Source organism: Variovorax fucosicus (assembly GCF_030316825.1).
Lineage (GTDB): Bacteria > Pseudomonadota > Gammaproteobacteria > Burkholderiales > Burkholderiaceae_C > Variovorax > Variovorax fucosicus.
On sequence record NZ_JASZYU010000003.1, the window covers coordinates 936,891 to 951,958 of the forward strand.

The window sequence follows — 15,068 nt, forward strand, 5'->3', positions numbered from 1 at the left end:
ATGCAGCCCCATCTCCAGATTCGTTGCATCGCTCCCCGGCTCTATGCCTACAGCCTGAGTGCCGGCGGTGCGCCAACACAGCTTGTCGAAGAAACCACGCTCGAATCCCTCGAACGCTGTCTCGGCGATGCGGGCGATTCCCTGGGTGCCTATTTCGCCAGCGTGCAGATCAGCATCGAAGGCCGGCTGCTCGGCAGCTTCGCGGTCGGCCTGGTGCAGCGCAACGCGATGGCGGTGGCGAGCCAGTTGCGCGAGAAGCTCATCCGGGAACACAGGCGCCCGGAGGACGCGGCACTGCCGCTGCCGTAGCCCGCGTCGAGCCATCGGCGCTCCGCGATCGGGAATGCTTTATGCATGCTGCGGCGCAGCATCACCCCCACCCGCGAAGGAGCGCCCCATGCTGGATCGAACCGCCACCAAGTTCTCCCACGTCAAACCCGGCGACACGCAATTCGTGTCGGGCGGTTTGCGCGATTTCTTTCTCTACCGCGACCTGGGCGTGGCCGAAGCGACCAACGGCCAGGTGATCGCGCACCTCGTCAAGGCGAACATGCCCCCCGAAGAGGGCACGGGCTGGCACCGACATGAGGCGAATTTCCAAATCGTCATCATGACCAAGGGCTGGGCCAAGTTCATGTACGAAGACCAGGTCACGCTGGTCGAGGCCGGCGACGTGGTGCACCAGCGCCCCGGCATTCGCCACTACCTGTTCGACTACTCGCCCGACATGGAGTACCTGGAGATCGTCTCGCCGGCCGACTTCAAGAGCATCGACGTCGACCCGGTCTGCGAGGTTCCGGCGCCCACGCCCTGGAAGTGAGCGGCGTGCGCGCTGGGTTGCGAGTTTTCAGCACTTCTTGAAAACTCCGCAAGCCAAGCGACAATGGCCGCATGGCCACCGCACCCGCCCTCCCTCCCCTCAACCGCCAGTTTGTCGCCCACTTCGGCGAGATGGGCAGCAAGTGGGGCATCAACCGCACTGTGGGGCAGATCTATGCGCTGATCTACCTGTCGGAGCGTGCACTCAACGCCGACGAGATCGCCGAGTTGCTGGAGTTCTCGCGTTCCAACGTGAGCATGGGACTGAAGGAACTGCAGGCCTGGCGGCTGGTGCGGCTGCGGCACCTGCCGGGCGACCGGCGCGAGTACTTCGAGGCGCCGTCAGACGTGTGGGAGATTTTTCGCGTGCTGGCCGAGGAGCGGCGCCGTCGCGAGATCGAGCCGACACTGTCGATGCTGCGCAATGCGCTGCTCGAGTCACCGACCAGCGAGGCCGAGCGTCATGCGCAGGAACGCATGCGCGAGATGCACGACCTGATCGACCGGCTGATGAAGTGGTTCGATGACGTGCAGCGGCTCGCGCCCGAAACCGCAATGCAGCTCATGGGCATGGGTGCGACGGTGACGAAGGTGCTGACGCTCAAGGACCGCATCACGGGCGGTTCCGCCAAGAAGAAAAAACCGGCGGGCGGGTAGCGCTGGGGAGCTTTGTTCGGGGCGCGATCACGCCGATGGGGGACATTCGCGGAGGGGGACACCCGGTGGCCTGCGCACACCCCCGAACAGACCGCGAACAAGCCTCAGAGCCGCTCCTGGCCCTGCGGCGACTCGGGCGTCCCGAGCTTTTCACGACGGATGGCGTCGTCGTCCATGAGCTCGTACCACATGGCGTTGAGCACGGCGAAAGCGGCTGCCAGCGGCAGGCCGAGGATCCACGAGAAGTACCACATGTTGTTGTCCTGTTTGCGCTGATCAGTAGGCGTGTCCGCTCTCTTCGCGGATCGCAGCTTCGTCCACCTTGCCCCACAGCACGTGGTAGACCCAGGTGGTGTAGGCCACGATGAGCGGAATGAAGATGCCCGTGACCACCAGCATGATGAACAGCGTGAGATGGCTCGATGACGAGTCCCACACCGTGAGGCTCGCGCGCGGGTCGATCGACGAGGGCAGGATGAACGGGAACATCGAGGCGCCCACGCTCAGGATGATGCCGGCGATACCGAGCGCGGCGGCCAGCAGCGCAAGCCCGCCGCGGCGCAGTGCCAGGGCCAGCAGCGCACCCAGCGCGCCGACAAAGCCCGCCGCCGGTGCCGCCAGCGTCCACGGGTGCGCCGCGTAGTTGAGGAACCACGCACCGGCATGCAGCTCCGCCGTCTTGAGCATCGGGTTGGAAGGGCCGATCGCATCGACCGGGCTGGTGATGCGATAGCCACCGATATACCCCCACAGCATCACACCGGCCAGCGCATAGAGCGCGACCGTCAGCACTGCGGCGACCATGCCGTACTGGCGCGCGCGTGCAGCGACCGGCCCCTCGGTCTTGAGCACCAGCCAGGCCGCGCCGTGCATCACCATCATCGCCACCGACACCAGCCCGCACAGCAAGGCGAACGGATTCAGCAAGCCGAAAAAGCTGCCGTCATAGAAGATGTGCATGTCGCCCGAAAAGCGGAACGGCACGCCCTGCAGCACGTTGCCCATCGCCACGCCGAAGATCAGCGCCGGCACGAAGCCGCTGAAGAACAGCACCCAGTCCCAGCGCGCACGCCAGGCCGGCTCTTCGCGCTTGCTGCGGAACTTGAAGGCCACGGGCCGCAGGATGAGCGCCGTGAGGATCACGAACATCGCGAGGTAGAAGCCCGAGAACGACACCGCATACAGCTGCGGCCAGGCCGCAAAGATGGCGCCGCCACCGACGATCAACCACACCTGGTTGCCTTCCCAGACCGGGCCGACGCTGTTGATGACGACGCGGCGCTCGACATCCGTGCGTGCCGCAAAAGGCAGCAGGATGCCGCTGCCGAGATCGAAGCCGTCGGTGATGGCAAAGCCCACCAGCAGCACGCCGATGAGCGCCCACCAGATCAGGCGCAATGTGTCGTAGCCCAGAAGTTCATGCAGGGTCATGGCTTACTCCGTTGCGGAAATGGGCAGGCGCGCCGCCGCCGCAGTGCGCGGGTGAGGGGCACCGACATGCGGCGCGTGCTCCTGCTGCGGCCCCTTGCGGATGGCCTTGAGCAGCAGCTTCATCTCGATGAAGAACAGCACGGTGTAGATCGCGATGAAGCCGCCGAGCGTGAGCAGCAGCGTCTTCACGCCGAGGTTCGACACCGCCACCGCCGTCGGAAGCACCCCTTCGATGACCCAAGGCTGCCGGCCGAACTCGGCCACCAGCCAGCCGGCCTCGATCGCAATCCACGGCAGCGGAATCGCGAACACCGCGACTTTCAGCAGCCAGTGGTAGCGGTCGAGCCGGCGGCGCGCCGACAGCACGAAGAAGGTGCCCGTGAGCAGGATTAGCAGCATGCCGATGCCCACCATGACACGGAACAGCCAGAACAGCGGCGCCACCTGCGGCACCGTGTCCCACGCGGCCTTGGCGATCTGCTCGTCGGTGGCCTGGCGTGGGTCGTCGACATAGCGCTTGAGCAGCAGCGCATAGCCCAGGTCGGGCCCGTTGTTCTCGAAGGTGTCGCGCACGCCCTGCGAAACGGTCTGCGTGCTGCCGGCCGCGCGAATCTGCTGCAGCGCGTCGTAGGCCTTGACCCCGAGGCGGATGCGCACTTCGGCGCGCTTCACGAGTTCATCGATGCCGGGAATCACGGTGTCGAGCGAGCGCGTGCCGATCAGGCCCATCACGACGGGAATGTGAACCGCATAGTGCGTCTCGCGCGCCGTCTGGTCCGGGAAACCGAACACGGTGAATGCGGCCGGCGCCGGCTTGGTTTCCCACATGCCCTCGACCGCGGCGAGCTTCATCTTCTGGTGCTCGGTGGAAAGGTAGCCGCTCTCATCGCCGAGCACCACCACCGAGAGCGAGGCCGCCAGGCCGAACGAAGCCGCCACCGTCATCGAGCGCTTGGCCAGCTCGATGTGCCGGCCCTTGAGCAGGTACCAGGCCGACACGCCCAACACGAACACGGCGGCGCACACATAGCCGGCCGACACCGTGTGCACGAACTTGGCCTGGGCCACCGGGTTGGTCAGCACCGCGAAGAAGTCCGTCACTTCCATGCGCATCGTCTGCGGATTGAAGGCCGAGCCGACCGGGTTCTGCATCCAGCCATTGGCGATCAGGATCCACAGCGCCGAGAAGTTGGAGCCGATCGCCACCGCCCAGGTGGTGAGCAGATGCCCGAGCTTTGAGAGCTTGTCCCAGCCGAAGAAGAACAGGCCGACGAAGGTGGCTTCCATGAAGAAGGCCATGAGCCCCTCGATGGCCAGCGGCGCACCGAAGATGTCGCCGACATAGTGGCTGTAGTAGCTCCAGTTCATGCCGAACTGGAACTCCATCACCACGCCCGTGGCTACGCCCATCGCGAAGTTGATGCCGAACAGCACGCCCCAGAACTTGGTCATGTCGCGCCAGATCACGCGGCCCGTCATCACATAGACGGTTTCCATGATGGCCAGGATGATCGACAGCCCGAGCGTGAGCGGCACGAACAGGAAGTGGTACAGCGCCGTGACGGCGAACTGCAAACGCGAGAGTGCAACGATGTCGAGATCCATGGGGAGTCCTTATTCCTTGTTCAATCGGGTCGCAGCGCGAGCAGCGCGGCCTGGAAGGCGTCGCTGCCGCGCTGCAGGTCGGCCACGATGCGGCCCTCCCGCATGCAGACCAGCCGATCCGCCACCTCGGCTTCGCGCCGCAGATGGGTGGCGATCAGCAGGCTGCGCCCGCCCGCCCGCGCACGCAGCCGCGCCAGCACGTCGTTGGCTGTTGCCGCATCGAGCGCCTCGGTCGGCTCGTCCATCACCCACAGGGGCGTGTCGCGCAGAAAGAGCCGGGCCAGCGCAAGCCGACGCGATTGCCCGGCCGACAGGCCGAGCCCGCCCTCGCCCAGCGCGGTGTCCAGGCCCCGGGCCATGGCGCGCACTTCGTCGGCGAAACCCGCCGCCTGCAGCACGGCCCACAGGCGCGCATCGTCGGCCGAAGGATCCGCCAGCCGCAGGTTGTCGCGCAAGCTGTCCTGAAAGAGTTCGGTGCGCTGCGTCAGCAGGCAAGCGACCTGCCGCGCCACCGAGCCGGTGCGCGGCGCCATTTCGCCGGTGATGACGGCCAGCAGTGTCGACTTGCCCGCGCCGCTCGGGCCGATCAGCGCCACGCGCTCGCCGGCCGCCATGTGCAGCGAGAGCTGCTGCAGCGCCGGCGCGGCGCTGCCGGGGTGCGCGGCAGTAACGTCGACCAGTCGCAGGGCGAAAGCCGTTGCGTCGTTGAACGATGGCACCTCCCCCTCTTCGGAAGCAGCCATCCGCGGCGCCAACCGCTTTACCGCAAGCCAGGTGCGACCCGCATCGAGTGCACCGCGCCGCAGCGCTGCAAAGGGCTCGACCGCGGTGAGCGCGACCAGCAACGCCAGCGCCGCGGCCGGCGCGCCGATGGTGCCCACATCCGCCAGCACACCAACGCCCAGCAGCACGGCAACCAGGGTCAGCGTGCCGGCACTGCCGTAGCCGAGGCCGGCCGCGGTCTCCAGCCGGTTCAGCGCGCAGTCGGCCTGGGCCAGACGAAGGTCGGCCTGGGCCAGGGCTTCGCGCTGCGCGTCGATGCGGCCGGCCATCACCAGGTCGGTCTGTCCTGCGACCAGGTCGACCGCGCGGGCACGCAAGGCTTCGATCGCATGCGCGCGCAGGATGGCTGGCCGGCGCGCGCGCCGCGCGACCAGCACCGCCATGCCCCAGCCGCTGGCGACGAGCCACAGCGCGAGCCCGATGCCCATGCCTGCGTGCATGACACCGAGGATCACGCCGGCCAGCAGTGCGGCGCCGAGCGCGGCCACGGCGGGCACGATGAGCCGCAGGTAAAGCGTCTCGAGCGCATCGATGTCCGAGGTCAGCCGAAACAGCAGTTTGGCCGGCTGCATCAGCAGCGCGCGGGCCGCTTCGGCACGGGCCCAGCCGCGGAACAGCCGCACGCGCAACGCGGCCAGCACGCCGAAGGTCGCGTCGTGCGTGACCAGCCGCTCGGCATAGCGCGACAGCGTGCGGCCGACCGCGAGCAACCGGATCCCGGCAGACGGTGCGAACACGTCGAACATGAAGGCCGTGGCGAGGTTCAGGCCGGCCAGCGCGGTTGCCGTGATGAACCAGCCCGACAGGCCGAGCAGCGCCATACCCATGAGCACGGTCAGCGCCGCGAGCAAGGCGCCCCACAGCAGCGCGCGCGGCTGCGCGGCGAGGAAGGGGCGCAGCACTGGCCGCAGTTCACGCCACGTGGTCATTGGAGTGCCTTCGCTCATGCGGCCTCCTTCAGGGGCAGTGCATCGAGTTCGATCACGCGCCCCATGCGCGCGGCCAGCACCGGGTCGTGGGTCGCGGCGATCAGCGTCTTGCCACGCGCCAGCACCATCAACGCATCGGCCACGCGCTCGGCGGTTTCGGTGTCAAGGTGTGCGGTGGGCTCGTCGACCAGCAGCAGGTCGGCCTGGGGATGCACGACCACGCGGGCCAGCGCCAGCCGCACCGCCTCGCCGCCCGACAGGCCATGGCCGCCCTCGCCCAGCGCCACGCCCGGCTCGGCCTGTGCCACGGCCTGCAACTGGGCGAAGTGCATCGCCGCCTCGACCTGCGCCGGGCCGACGCCGGTGCGTCCGAGCGCGACGTTGGCCCCGACCGGGCCGCTGAACACATGCGGCCGTTGCCCCATCCAGCCGATGCGCTGGCGCAGCGCCGCGACGCTGCGTTCGGTCAGCGGCACGCCGCCGATCTCGATCTCGCCGCGCGCGGCCGGCACCAGCCCGGCCAGCAATGACAGCAGCGCCGTCTTGCCCGAGCCGCTGGCGCCCATCAGCGCGACATGCTCGCCGGCCGCGATGCGAAGCTCGTAGCCTTCGAACAAAGGTGCTTCGCCCGGGTGGGCGAAGTGCAGGTCGCGCACGGCGACCGACGGCGCCGAACGCGGGTGGCGCGTGCCGAGGGCGGGGTCGGTGCGCACGACGACAGCATGCCCGCCGGGCAGCGGCACCGCGGGGTGCCCGAGCTGTGCCAGTGCCTGCAATGCTGCCTCGCCGGCCGCGCGGTCGTGCCATACCGCAGCGAGCTCGCGCAGCGGCTCGAAGAACGCCGGCGCCAGCAGCAGGACGAAAAGACCCTGCCCCAGGCTGAGCGAATCTCCCCAGGCGCCGAAATGCAGCGTTCCCAGTAGGTGGAAGCCGATGTACACCGCCACCATCGCCACGCCGAGCGCCGAGAACAGCTCCAGCACGGCAGACGACAGGAACGCGATGCGCAACACGGCCATGGTGCGCCGGCGCAGCGACTGCGCTGCATCGCCCAGGCGGTCGGCCGTGGCGTCGACCGCGTCGAGCGCACGCAAGGTGGCAAGGCCGCGCAAGCGGTCGAGCAGGAACGCATTCATGCTGCCCATCTCGACCATCTGCGCCTTGCTCGCCGCCTGCGCGCGCAGGCCGACGATGACCATGAACACGGGAATCAGCGGCGCCGCCAGCAGCAGCACCAGCGCCGCCACCCACGACAGGCTCGCCACCACCGCCAGGATCACGCAAGGCACCACCATGACGCGCCAGCGCGCCGGCTGGTAGCGCACCAGGTACGGCACGATGGCCTCGGCCTGCTCCGCCAGCACGCTCGCCGCCAGCCCCGAGGGCGCCCGGCCGCGATCCAGCGGCGAGCCTGCCGACAGCGCGCCGACGACCTGGGCGCGCACCGACGACAAATGGGCACGGGCACGCGTGAACACGCGCCGCGCACCCCAGGCCTCGCAGGCGGCCCGCAACAGGCCGAGCAGGAGGATGCCGCCGGCCGGCATCAGCACGCCGGCGAAGCCGGCGCCAGACGCCAGTCCTTGAACTGCCCACGCCAGCAGCGCGGCCTGCGGCAGCCAGAGCAGCGCCGCAGCGCCCTGCACCACGCTGCCGGCCTCCGGCCGCGCAAGCGAACGCAGGGACGCGGCAGGCGAAGGCGGATGCTTCATTTTTGAATTCGTGTATTTTCAGTAATTACTGAACTTTTCGGAATTTTAACCGATACCGCCGCGCTTGGCTTGAGGCCACGCCGCTCCAACGCGAGCGACGCCGGCGCTAAGCTATGCCGTCACGGCGATCCAGCCGACGGAGCAGAGAAGTTGAAGATCCTTTCCATCACGCCGACCTACTTTCCTGAAGTCGGGGGTATCGAGTCGCTCGTGCGGGAACTGGCCATGCGAACCGCAAGCCACGGCTTCCGGATGGACGTTGCGCACGTCTCGGCAAAGCATGAGGCGTTTTCCGTGAGCGAACAGGACGGCCTCAGCGTATACCGGGTGCCGGTGGCCGGCAATCGCCTGGTCGGGTACGCGCGGGGCCTGGGCCGCCTGGCCGCCGGATACGACCTGCTGCATGTACACGACCCGCAATTGATGATGCTCACCGGCAACGTGCTGCTGCAGTGCCGCCGCGTTCCTGCGCTGGTCAGCCCGCACGGCGGGTTTCGCCACACACGGCAGCATGGCGCATTCAAGTGGCTGCACGAGCACCTGCTGCTGCGCCGGCTGCTGTCGCACTACCGCAAGGTTCTTCCGGGCAGCGACTCCGATCTGGCGTACTTCAGCGGCTTTTCGGACAACATCGAGAAGTGCGAACCCGGCGTCAACTGTTCGAAATTCCAGGCCGGCATCCTCACCGCCGCGCCCGATCCGACCCGCTGGATCTACTGGGGCCGCTGGTCGCGCAACAAGCGGATCGACGCCGTCATCGACACCGTGGCGATGGCGCGGGATCGCGGCATCGCGATCGACCTGCTCATCGCCGGGCCCGACTTCGACAAGCTGGGCGCCGGGCTGCAGGCGAAGATCGACGGGCTCGGACTGGGCGGATCGATCCGCATGCATCCCTACATCGACGATGCCGCCTTGTTGCAGGAGCTGCGCCAGCGCACCGTGTTCATCACCGGCAGCGAATACGAAGGCTTCGGTATCGGCATCATCGAGGCCATGGCCGCCGGCAAGATCGTGCTCTGCCGCGACGTGGCGCCGATCAACGGCTTCGTCGACCGCGGTGCCACGGGCTTCTTCCTCGACTTCGAGGCTGGCGAACGGGATCTGGCCGTGTTGCGCGAGGTCACCGGCCTCAGCGCGGAACGATGCCGGGCGATGTCGGCTGCCGCGCAGTTGAAGGCCCGGCGCCATGACTGGGACTCGGTGGCGCGGCGATTCACCGAGCACTATGCGCAGGCATTGGCCGGCACCGACGCCAGCGCCGCCATGCGCCCGCGCTAACTCGCCACGATGGCGCCGCAGGCGAGCAAGCCGGCAAAGAGGCCCAGCACGAGCCGCCACGACGCAGGGCGCGTTTCGACCTGACGGTACAGCACGACCGCAGCGGCGACAGACAGCACCAGTGCCGCGAGCAGCCCCAGCGCATCGATCCAGGCCGACTGCGGCGCCCAGTAGTCCACGACCGCATTGACCGCCAGGATCACCGGGAAGTGGATCAGGAACAGTGCATATGAAATGCGCCCCACCTGCAGCAGCGGCAGCGCCAGCGTCGGCCAGCGGGCGGGCGCCAGCCAGTGCCGGTGGTCGGCCAGCACGATCGCGAGCGCCGTGACCAGCGCCACCACGATGCGGCTGCGCCAGTCGAGCGCAAGGGCCGCAACGCCGAGCAAGCCGAGCAGCGCCACCGCGATGCGCCAGCTGCTCGCGCGCGTGGCGCGGCCGATCCAGAAGCTCAACATGCCGAGCCCGTAAGCGCCGAAGAAATAGATCGCCGTGGCATCGAGTGCCGGGCGCCGGTTGAACACTGCCAGCGAGATCGCGACCAGCCCCAGCACCAGCGCAACGGCGAGCCAACGAGCACGCGCCGGCGAAAAACGCCAACGTCGCTGCATCCAGCCCGCCAGCCCGAACACCGCGAGCGTGAGCGCGAACAGCTGGAAGTCGATGGCCACGTACCAGATGCCGGCCGACAGCGCCTCGTACCCCAGCAAATCCTGCAGCAAGAGTCCGTGCGCGATGAGCTGCGGCAGGCTCGGCGCGTCCGGCACCGAAGCGTCGTCGAGCCAGGGCCGCACGGCTGCCGCGACCAGCACGCTGACGGTCAGCGCCGCCAGGTAGGGCATCACGAGCCGCCCGTAGCGCAGCATGAGCATGCGGGTGGCCGTGCGGTCACCGCGCAGCACGCCGGCCGGCGCCAGGCTCACGGCCGCGAGGAAACCGGCAATCACCAGGAAGACCTGAACCGCGAGCCGGCCGTCTTCGGCCAGCCAGCCGAACACCGCCGGCGCGAGCGACGCCGCGCCCTCGGCCAGCGGCCCGTAGCGAACCAGGTGATGCCCGACGATCAGCAGGCACGCGATGCCTTTGACGGCATCGAGCAGCGGCATGCGACCAGCCGCGGACTGCTGCGGCAAGGTGGCCACGTTGCAGGCCGGCGGTTAGAGGGAAAGGCGTTGGCGCGCGGCCAGGTATTCGCGCTTGAGCTTCTCGATGTAGGCGGCAGCGCTCGCCACTTCGGTGATGGCGCCGATGCCCTGCCCCGAACCCCAGATGTCTTTCCAGGCCTTCGCCTTGCTGCCCTCGCCGCCGCCGAAGTTCATGGTTTTCAGATCGCCTTCGGGCAAGTTTTTCGGATCCATGCCGGCCGCGACGATCGACGGTGCGAGGTAGTTGCCATGAACGCCGGTAAAGAGGTTGGAGTAGACGATGTCGTCGGAGGTACCGTCGACGATCGCCTGCTTGTAGCCCTCGCTCGCGCGGGCTTCTTCGGTCGCGATGAACGCGGTGCCGATGTAGGCGAAGTCGGCGCCCATGGCCTGCGCCGCGAGCACCGCATCGCCGGTAGAGATCGCGCCCGACAGCGCGATCGGACCGTCGAACCACTGGCGGATCTCCTGGATCAGCGCGAACGGGCTCTTCACGCCCGCATGGCCGCCCGCGCCGGCCGCCACGGCGATGATGCCGTCGGCGCCCTTCTCGATCGCCTTCTTCGCGAAGGTGTTGCTGATGATGTCGTGCAGCGTGACGCCGCCGTAGCTGTGCACCGCGTCGTTCACGTCGGTGCGCGCGCCGAGCGAGGTGATGACGACCGGCACCTTGTACTTCACGACCATTTCCATGTCGTGCTCGAGGCGGTCATTGCTCTTGTGCACGATCTGGTTGATGGCGAACGGCGCGGCCGGCTTGTCGGGATTGGCCTTGTTGTACGCCGCGAGTTCTTCGGTGATCTCGATCAGCCATTCCTCGAGCTGCGCCGCCGGCCGCGCGTTGAGCGCCGGCATCGCACCGATCACGCCGGCCTTGCATTGGGCAATCACGAGCTTGGGGTTGCTGATGATGAACAGCGGCGACCCGATGATGGGCAGCGGCAGGTTCGCGAGCACGGGGGGCAGTCTGGACATGTTGTCTCCGGATTCTCGGTATGCGGGTTTATAAGAGAGAAGTGCCTGCGGCGCCCGTCCTATGGGCGACAGGCGCTATCAAATCAATAGCATCAATCAGAACGCGTCGAGCGCCAGCGCCGTGACGCTCTCCGCGCCGCCGATGATGCTGTCGCGCACTCCCGGCACCTTGTTCAGGATGTGCTCGGCATAGAAATGCGCGGTCGCGACCTTGGCCTGCATGAAGGCGACGTCGACGTTCCGCGACGCCTGGTCTTCGGCAATGACCAGCGAGCGCGCGAGTTGCCAGCCGGCCACGAGGTTGCCGGCCAGCATGAGGTAGGGCACGCTGCCTGCGAACACCGCGTTGGGCGATGCCTTGGTCTGCCCCGCGACGAACTCCACCACCTCGACGAAGGCCTCGCGCGCGGCCTTCAGGCGCCGATGCACCGCGGCCGATGCGGCGCTGTCGCGCTTGGCGAGTTCGGCCTCGGTCTTCTCGATCTGTGCGGCGATGGCCTTGGCGGTCTGGCCGCCGTCGCGCGCGGTCTTGCGGCCGACCAGGTCGTTGGCCTGGATCGCGGTCGTGCCTTCGTAGATGGTCAGGATCCTGGCGTCGCGCATGTACTGCGCCGCGCCGGTCTCCTCGATGAAACCCATGCCACCGTGCACCTGCACGCCGAGCGAAGTCACTTCCTGGCTCATCTCGGTGCTGTAGCCCTTGACCAGCGGCACCATGAATTCGTAGAAGGCCGCGTTCTGCTTGCGCGCATCGGCATCCGGATGGTGGTGCGCCGCGTCGTATGCCGCCGCGGCCACCGACGCCATCGCGCGGCAGCCTTCGGTGTAGGCGCGCATGGTCATGAGCATGCGCTTCACGTCGGGGTGGTGAATGATCGGCGCGCTGGCGTTGATCGAGCCGTCGACCGGGCGGCTCTGCACGCGGTCTTTCGCGTAGGCGACGGCGTGCTGGTAGGCGCGCTCGGCCACTGCGATGCCCTGCATGCCGACCGCGTAGCGGGCCGAGTTCATCATGATGAACATGTACTCGAGGCCGCGGTTCTCCTGGCCCACCAGCAAGCCCACGGCGCCGGGGCCGGCGCTGTCTGCAACGCTCCCCGCCGTGCCGTCGCCGAACTGCAGCACCGCGGTGGGCGAAGCCTTGATGCCCATCTTGTGCTCGATGCTGACGCAGTGCACGTCGTTGCGCGCGCCGAGCGCACCGTCCGCACCGACCACGAACTTCGGCACCACGAACAGGCTGATGCCCTTCACGCCCTCGGGCGCGCCGGTCACGCGCGCGAGCACGAGGTGCACGATGTTCTCGGCCATGTCGTGCTCACCGTAGGTGATGAAGATCTTGGTGCCGAACACCTTGTAGGTGCCATCGGGCTGCGGCTCGGCGCGGCTGCGCACCATCGCGAGGTCGCTGCCGGCTTGCGGCTCGGTCAGGTTCATCGTGCCGGTCCACTGCCCGCTGATGAGTTTTTCGAGGTAGGTGGCCTTGAGATCGTCGGAGCCGGCAGTGAGCAGCGCTTCGGTCGCCCCGTCGCTCAGCAACGGGCACAGGGCGAAACTCATGTTGGCGGAATTGAGCATCTCGGTGCAGGCTGCGCCGATGGTCTTGGGCAGCCCCTGGCCGCCGAACTCGAGCGGGTGCTGCAGGCCTTGCCAGCCGCCGGCCGCGTACTGCGCAAACGCTTCCTTGAAGCCCGGCGTGGTCGTGACTGCGCCATCCTTGAACGACGAGGGGTTGCGGTCGCCGGCCACGTTGAGCGGCGCGATCACGTCCTGGTTGAAACGGGCGCACTCTTCGAGCACGGCTTGTGCGGTTTCAAGGCCCGCGTCTTCGAGGCCCGGCATCTGCGCCACCTGCGCGATGTTCGCGAGGTGTTCGATGTCGAACAGCATGTCCTTGATGGGGGCGGTGTAGCTCATGTCTTGTCTCCTGGCGCTGCATGGGCAGCGGATGCGAAAAGGGCATCGCGAACGATGCCCTCTCGCGTTCGGCAAAGGCGGGTCAGAGCGCCTTGACCAGTTCCGGCACGGCCGTGAACAGATCGGCCACGAGGCCGTAGTCGGCGACCGAGAAGATCGGCGCTTCTTCGTCCTTGTTGATCGCGACGATCACCTTGGAATCCTTCATGCCGGCCAGATGCTGGATCGCGCCCGAGATGCCGGCGGCGATGTACAGCTGCGGCGCGACGATCTTGCCGGTCTGGCCGACCTGCCAGTCGTTCGGCGCGTAGCCGGCGTCGACCGCGGCGCGGCTGGCGCCCAGGCCGGCGTTAAGTTTGTCGGCCAACGGCGCCATCACCTCGGTGAACTTCTCGGCGCTGCCCAGCGCCCGGCCGCCCGACACGATGATCTTGGCGGCGGTGAGCTCGGGGCGCTCGCTCTTGGTGACCTCGCGGCCGACGAAGCTGCTCTTGCCCGAATCGGCCACGCCTTCGGCGGTTTCGACCGCGGCCGAGCCACCAGTGGCGGCCGCGGCATCGAAGCCGGTGGTGCGCACGGTGATGACCTTGGTCGCATCGGCACTCTGCACCGTGGCGATCGCGTTGCCGGCATAGATCGGACGCTCGAAGGTGTCAGGGCTGTCGACCTTGGTGATGTCCGAGATCTGCGCCACGTCGAGCTTGGCGGCCACGCGCGGTGCGACGTTCTTGCCGTTGGCGGTCGAGGGGAACAGGATGTGGCTGTAGCCGGCGGCGATCGCCAGCACCTGCGCGGCGACGTTCTCGGCCAGGTTCTCGGCCAGGCTCGGGCTGTCGGCCACGATGACCTTGGCGACGCCGACGATCTGGGCGGCGGACTTGCCGGCTTCGGCGGCGTTGGCGCCGGCCACCAGCACGTGCACGTCGCCGCTTTGGCAGGCGATGGCCGCGGTCACGGTGTTGAGGGTCGCCGGCTTGACGGTGGCGTGGTCGTGTTCGGCAATAACAAGTACGGTCATGTCGTTGTTCCTCAGATCACTTTGGCTTCGTTCTTGAGCTTGTCCACCAGGGTGGCGACGTCGGGCACCTTGATGCCGGCGCCGCGCTTCGGGGGTTCCGAGACCTTGAGGGTCTTCAGGCGCGGCTTGACGTCGACGCCCAGGTCTTCCGGCTTGAAGACGTCGAGCGTCTTCTTCTTGGCCTTCATGATGTTGGGCAGCGTCACGTAGCGCGGCTCGTTCAGGCGCAGGTCGGTCGTGATGACGGCCGGCAGGCTCAACGAGACGGTTTCGAGGCCGCCGTCGACTTCGCGGGTGACCTGCACCTTGTCGCCGGACACTTCGACCTTGGAAGCGAAGGTGCCTTGCGGCAGGTCGGCCAGCGCGGCCAGCATCTGGCCGGTCTGGTTGGCGTCATCGTCGATGGCCTGCTTGCCGAGGATGATGAGCTGGGGCTGTTCCTTGTCGATCAGCGCCTTGAGCAGTTTGGCAACGGCCAGTGGCTGCAGTTCTTCGGTGGTCTCGACCAGGATGCCGCGGTCGGCGCCGATGGCCATCGCGGTGCGCAGGGTTTCCTGGCATTTCGCGTCGCCGCAGGAGACGGCGATCACTTCGGTGACCACGCCCTTCTCGCGCAGCCGAACCGCCTCTTCGACGGCGATCTCGTCGAAGGGGTTCATGCTCATCTTGACGTTGGCGATGTCCACGCCCGATCCATCGGACTTCACGCGAACCTTGACGTTGTAATCGACGACCCGTTTGACAGGTACCAGAACCTTCATTGGTATGACTCCATTGAATTGGGAAACCGGGGGAA

Annotated in this window: 14 protein-coding genes; 4 read left to right on the plus strand and 10 right to left on the minus strand. The window is 67.6% G+C overall.

Annotation, left to right across the window (positions count from 1 at the left end):
- From QTI05_RS21855 to QTI05_RS21865, 3 genes are all read left to right on the plus strand, one after another.
- Positions 1–309 carry a hypothetical protein gene (locus QTI05_RS21855; protein WP_286620886.1) on the plus strand — a complete coding sequence of 103 codons (309 nt, stop codon included), beginning with the start codon at positions 1–3 and terminating at the stop codon, positions 307–309.
- 88 nt (positions 310–397) lie between these two features.
- On the plus strand, positions 398–820 hold the full coding sequence (locus QTI05_RS21860; RefSeq protein WP_286545185.1) for a cupin domain-containing protein: 423 nt from the start codon (positions 398–400) through the stop codon (positions 818–820).
- Positions 821–891: 71 nt separating this feature from the next.
- Positions 892–1,476, plus strand: coding sequence for a GbsR/MarR family transcriptional regulator (locus QTI05_RS21865; protein ID WP_286545187.1), 585 nt, complete (start codon positions 892–894; stop codon positions 1,474–1,476).
- Between the two features lie 104 nt (positions 1,477–1,580).
- Here the strand turns inward: QTI05_RS21865 and cydX are convergent, their stop codons facing one another.
- From cydX to cydD, 5 genes are read right to left on the minus strand one after another with little or no spacing between them, the layout of a single operon-like run.
- Complete coding sequence (gene cydX, locus QTI05_RS21870) at positions 1,581–1,730, minus strand: cytochrome bd-I oxidase subunit CydX (RefSeq protein WP_286620887.1); 150 nt, start codon at positions 1,728–1,730, stop codon at positions 1,581–1,583.
- Positions 1,731–1,752: 22 nt separating this feature from the next.
- A complete protein-coding gene (gene cydB / locus QTI05_RS21875) occupies positions 1,753–2,907 on the minus strand; it encodes a cytochrome d ubiquinol oxidase subunit II (protein WP_286620888.1) in 1,155 nt (384 codons plus the stop codon).
- Positions 2,908–2,910: 3 nt separating this feature from the next.
- Positions 2,911–4,512 carry a cytochrome ubiquinol oxidase subunit I gene (locus tag QTI05_RS21880; RefSeq protein WP_286620889.1) on the minus strand — a complete coding sequence of 534 codons (1,602 nt, stop codon included), beginning with the start codon at positions 4,510–4,512 and terminating at the stop codon, positions 2,911–2,913.
- A 20-nt stretch (positions 4,513–4,532) separates the two neighbouring features.
- On the minus strand, positions 4,533–6,242 hold the full coding sequence (locus QTI05_RS21885; RefSeq protein ID WP_286620890.1) for an amino acid ABC transporter ATP-binding/permease protein: 1,710 nt from the start codon (positions 6,240–6,242) through the stop codon (positions 4,533–4,535).
- Positions 6,239–7,936, minus strand: a complete 1,698-nt coding sequence (gene cydD, locus QTI05_RS21890) for a thiol reductant ABC exporter subunit CydD (protein WP_286620891.1) — start codon at positions 7,934–7,936, stop codon at positions 6,239–6,241. The genes QTI05_RS21885 and cydD overlap by 4 nt, the downstream gene beginning before the upstream one ends.
- A gap of 150 nt (positions 7,937–8,086) precedes the next feature.
- Between cydD and QTI05_RS21895 the strand changes: the two genes are divergently transcribed.
- Positions 8,087–9,217 (plus strand): glycosyltransferase family 4 protein, encoded by a 1,131-nt coding sequence (locus QTI05_RS21895; RefSeq protein ID WP_286620893.1) that lies wholly within the window; start codon positions 8,087–8,089, stop codon positions 9,215–9,217.
- Here QTI05_RS21895 and QTI05_RS21900 read toward each other — a convergent pair.
- From QTI05_RS21900 to QTI05_RS21920, 5 genes are all read right to left on the minus strand, one after another.
- Positions 9,214–10,323 (minus strand): acyltransferase family protein, encoded by a 1,110-nt coding sequence (locus QTI05_RS21900; RefSeq protein WP_286621135.1) that lies wholly within the window; start codon positions 10,321–10,323, stop codon positions 9,214–9,216. The genes QTI05_RS21895 and QTI05_RS21900 overlap by 4 nt on opposite strands.
- A gap of 51 nt (positions 10,324–10,374) precedes the next feature.
- The gene (locus QTI05_RS21905) at positions 10,375–11,337 is read right to left on the minus strand and encodes an NAD(P)H-dependent flavin oxidoreductase (protein ID WP_286620894.1); all 963 of its coding nucleotides are present in this window, start codon (positions 11,335–11,337) and stop codon (positions 10,375–10,377) included.
- Positions 11,338–11,433: 96 nt separating this feature from the next.
- Positions 11,434–13,254 (minus strand): acyl-CoA dehydrogenase, encoded by a 1,821-nt coding sequence (locus tag QTI05_RS21910; RefSeq protein WP_286620895.1) that lies wholly within the window; start codon positions 13,252–13,254, stop codon positions 11,434–11,436.
- A gap of 82 nt (positions 13,255–13,336) precedes the next feature.
- Positions 13,337–14,272 (minus strand): electron transfer flavoprotein subunit alpha/FixB family protein, encoded by a 936-nt coding sequence (locus QTI05_RS21915; protein ID WP_286545199.1) that lies wholly within the window; start codon positions 14,270–14,272, stop codon positions 13,337–13,339.
- A gap of 11 nt (positions 14,273–14,283) precedes the next feature.
- Positions 14,284–15,033, minus strand: coding sequence for an electron transfer flavoprotein subunit beta/FixA family protein (locus QTI05_RS21920; RefSeq protein WP_286545200.1), 750 nt, complete (start codon positions 15,031–15,033; stop codon positions 14,284–14,286).
- Between the last annotated feature and the right edge of the window lie 35 nt (positions 15,034–15,068).

Coding starts and splice junctions, on each gene's coding strand:
- QTI05_RS21855 (WP_286620886.1), top strand. CDS start 1: ATGCAGCCCCATCTCCAGATTCGTTGCATCGCTCCCCGGCTCTATGCC.
- QTI05_RS21860 (WP_286545185.1), top strand. CDS start 398: ATGCTGGATCGAACCGCCACCAAGTTCTCCCACGTCAAACCCGGCGAC.
- QTI05_RS21865 (WP_286545187.1), top strand. CDS start 892: ATGGCCACCGCACCCGCCCTCCCTCCCCTCAACCGCCAGTTTGTCGCC.
- cydX (WP_286620887.1), bottom strand. CDS start 1,730: ATGTGGTACTTCTCGTGGATCCTCGGCCTGCCGCTGGCAGCCGCTTTC.
- cydB (WP_286620888.1), bottom strand. CDS start 2,907: ATGACCCTGCATGAACTTCTGGGCTACGACACATTGCGCCTGATCTGG.
- QTI05_RS21880 (WP_286620889.1), bottom strand. CDS start 4,512: ATGGATCTCGACATCGTTGCACTCTCGCGTTTGCAGTTCGCCGTCACG.
- QTI05_RS21885 (WP_286620890.1), bottom strand. CDS start 6,242: ATGAGCGAAGGCACTCCAATGACCACGTGGCGTGAACTGCGGCCAGTG.
- cydD (WP_286620891.1), bottom strand. CDS start 7,936: ATGAAGCATCCGCCTTCGCCTGCCGCGTCCCTGCGTTCGCTTGCGCGG.
- QTI05_RS21900 (WP_286621135.1), bottom strand. CDS start 10,323: ATGCCGCTGCTCGATGCCGTCAAAGGCATCGCGTGCCTGCTGATCGTC.
- QTI05_RS21905 (WP_286620894.1), bottom strand. CDS start 11,337: ATGTCCAGACTGCCCCCCGTGCTCGCGAACCTGCCGCTGCCCATCATC.
- QTI05_RS21910 (WP_286620895.1), bottom strand. CDS start 13,254: ATGAGCTACACCGCCCCCATCAAGGACATGCTGTTCGACATCGAACAC.
- QTI05_RS21915 (WP_286545199.1), bottom strand. CDS start 14,272: ATGACCGTACTTGTTATTGCCGAACACGACCACGCCACCGTCAAGCCG.
- QTI05_RS21920 (WP_286545200.1), bottom strand. CDS start 15,033: ATGAAGGTTCTGGTACCTGTCAAACGGGTCGTCGATTACAACGTCAAG.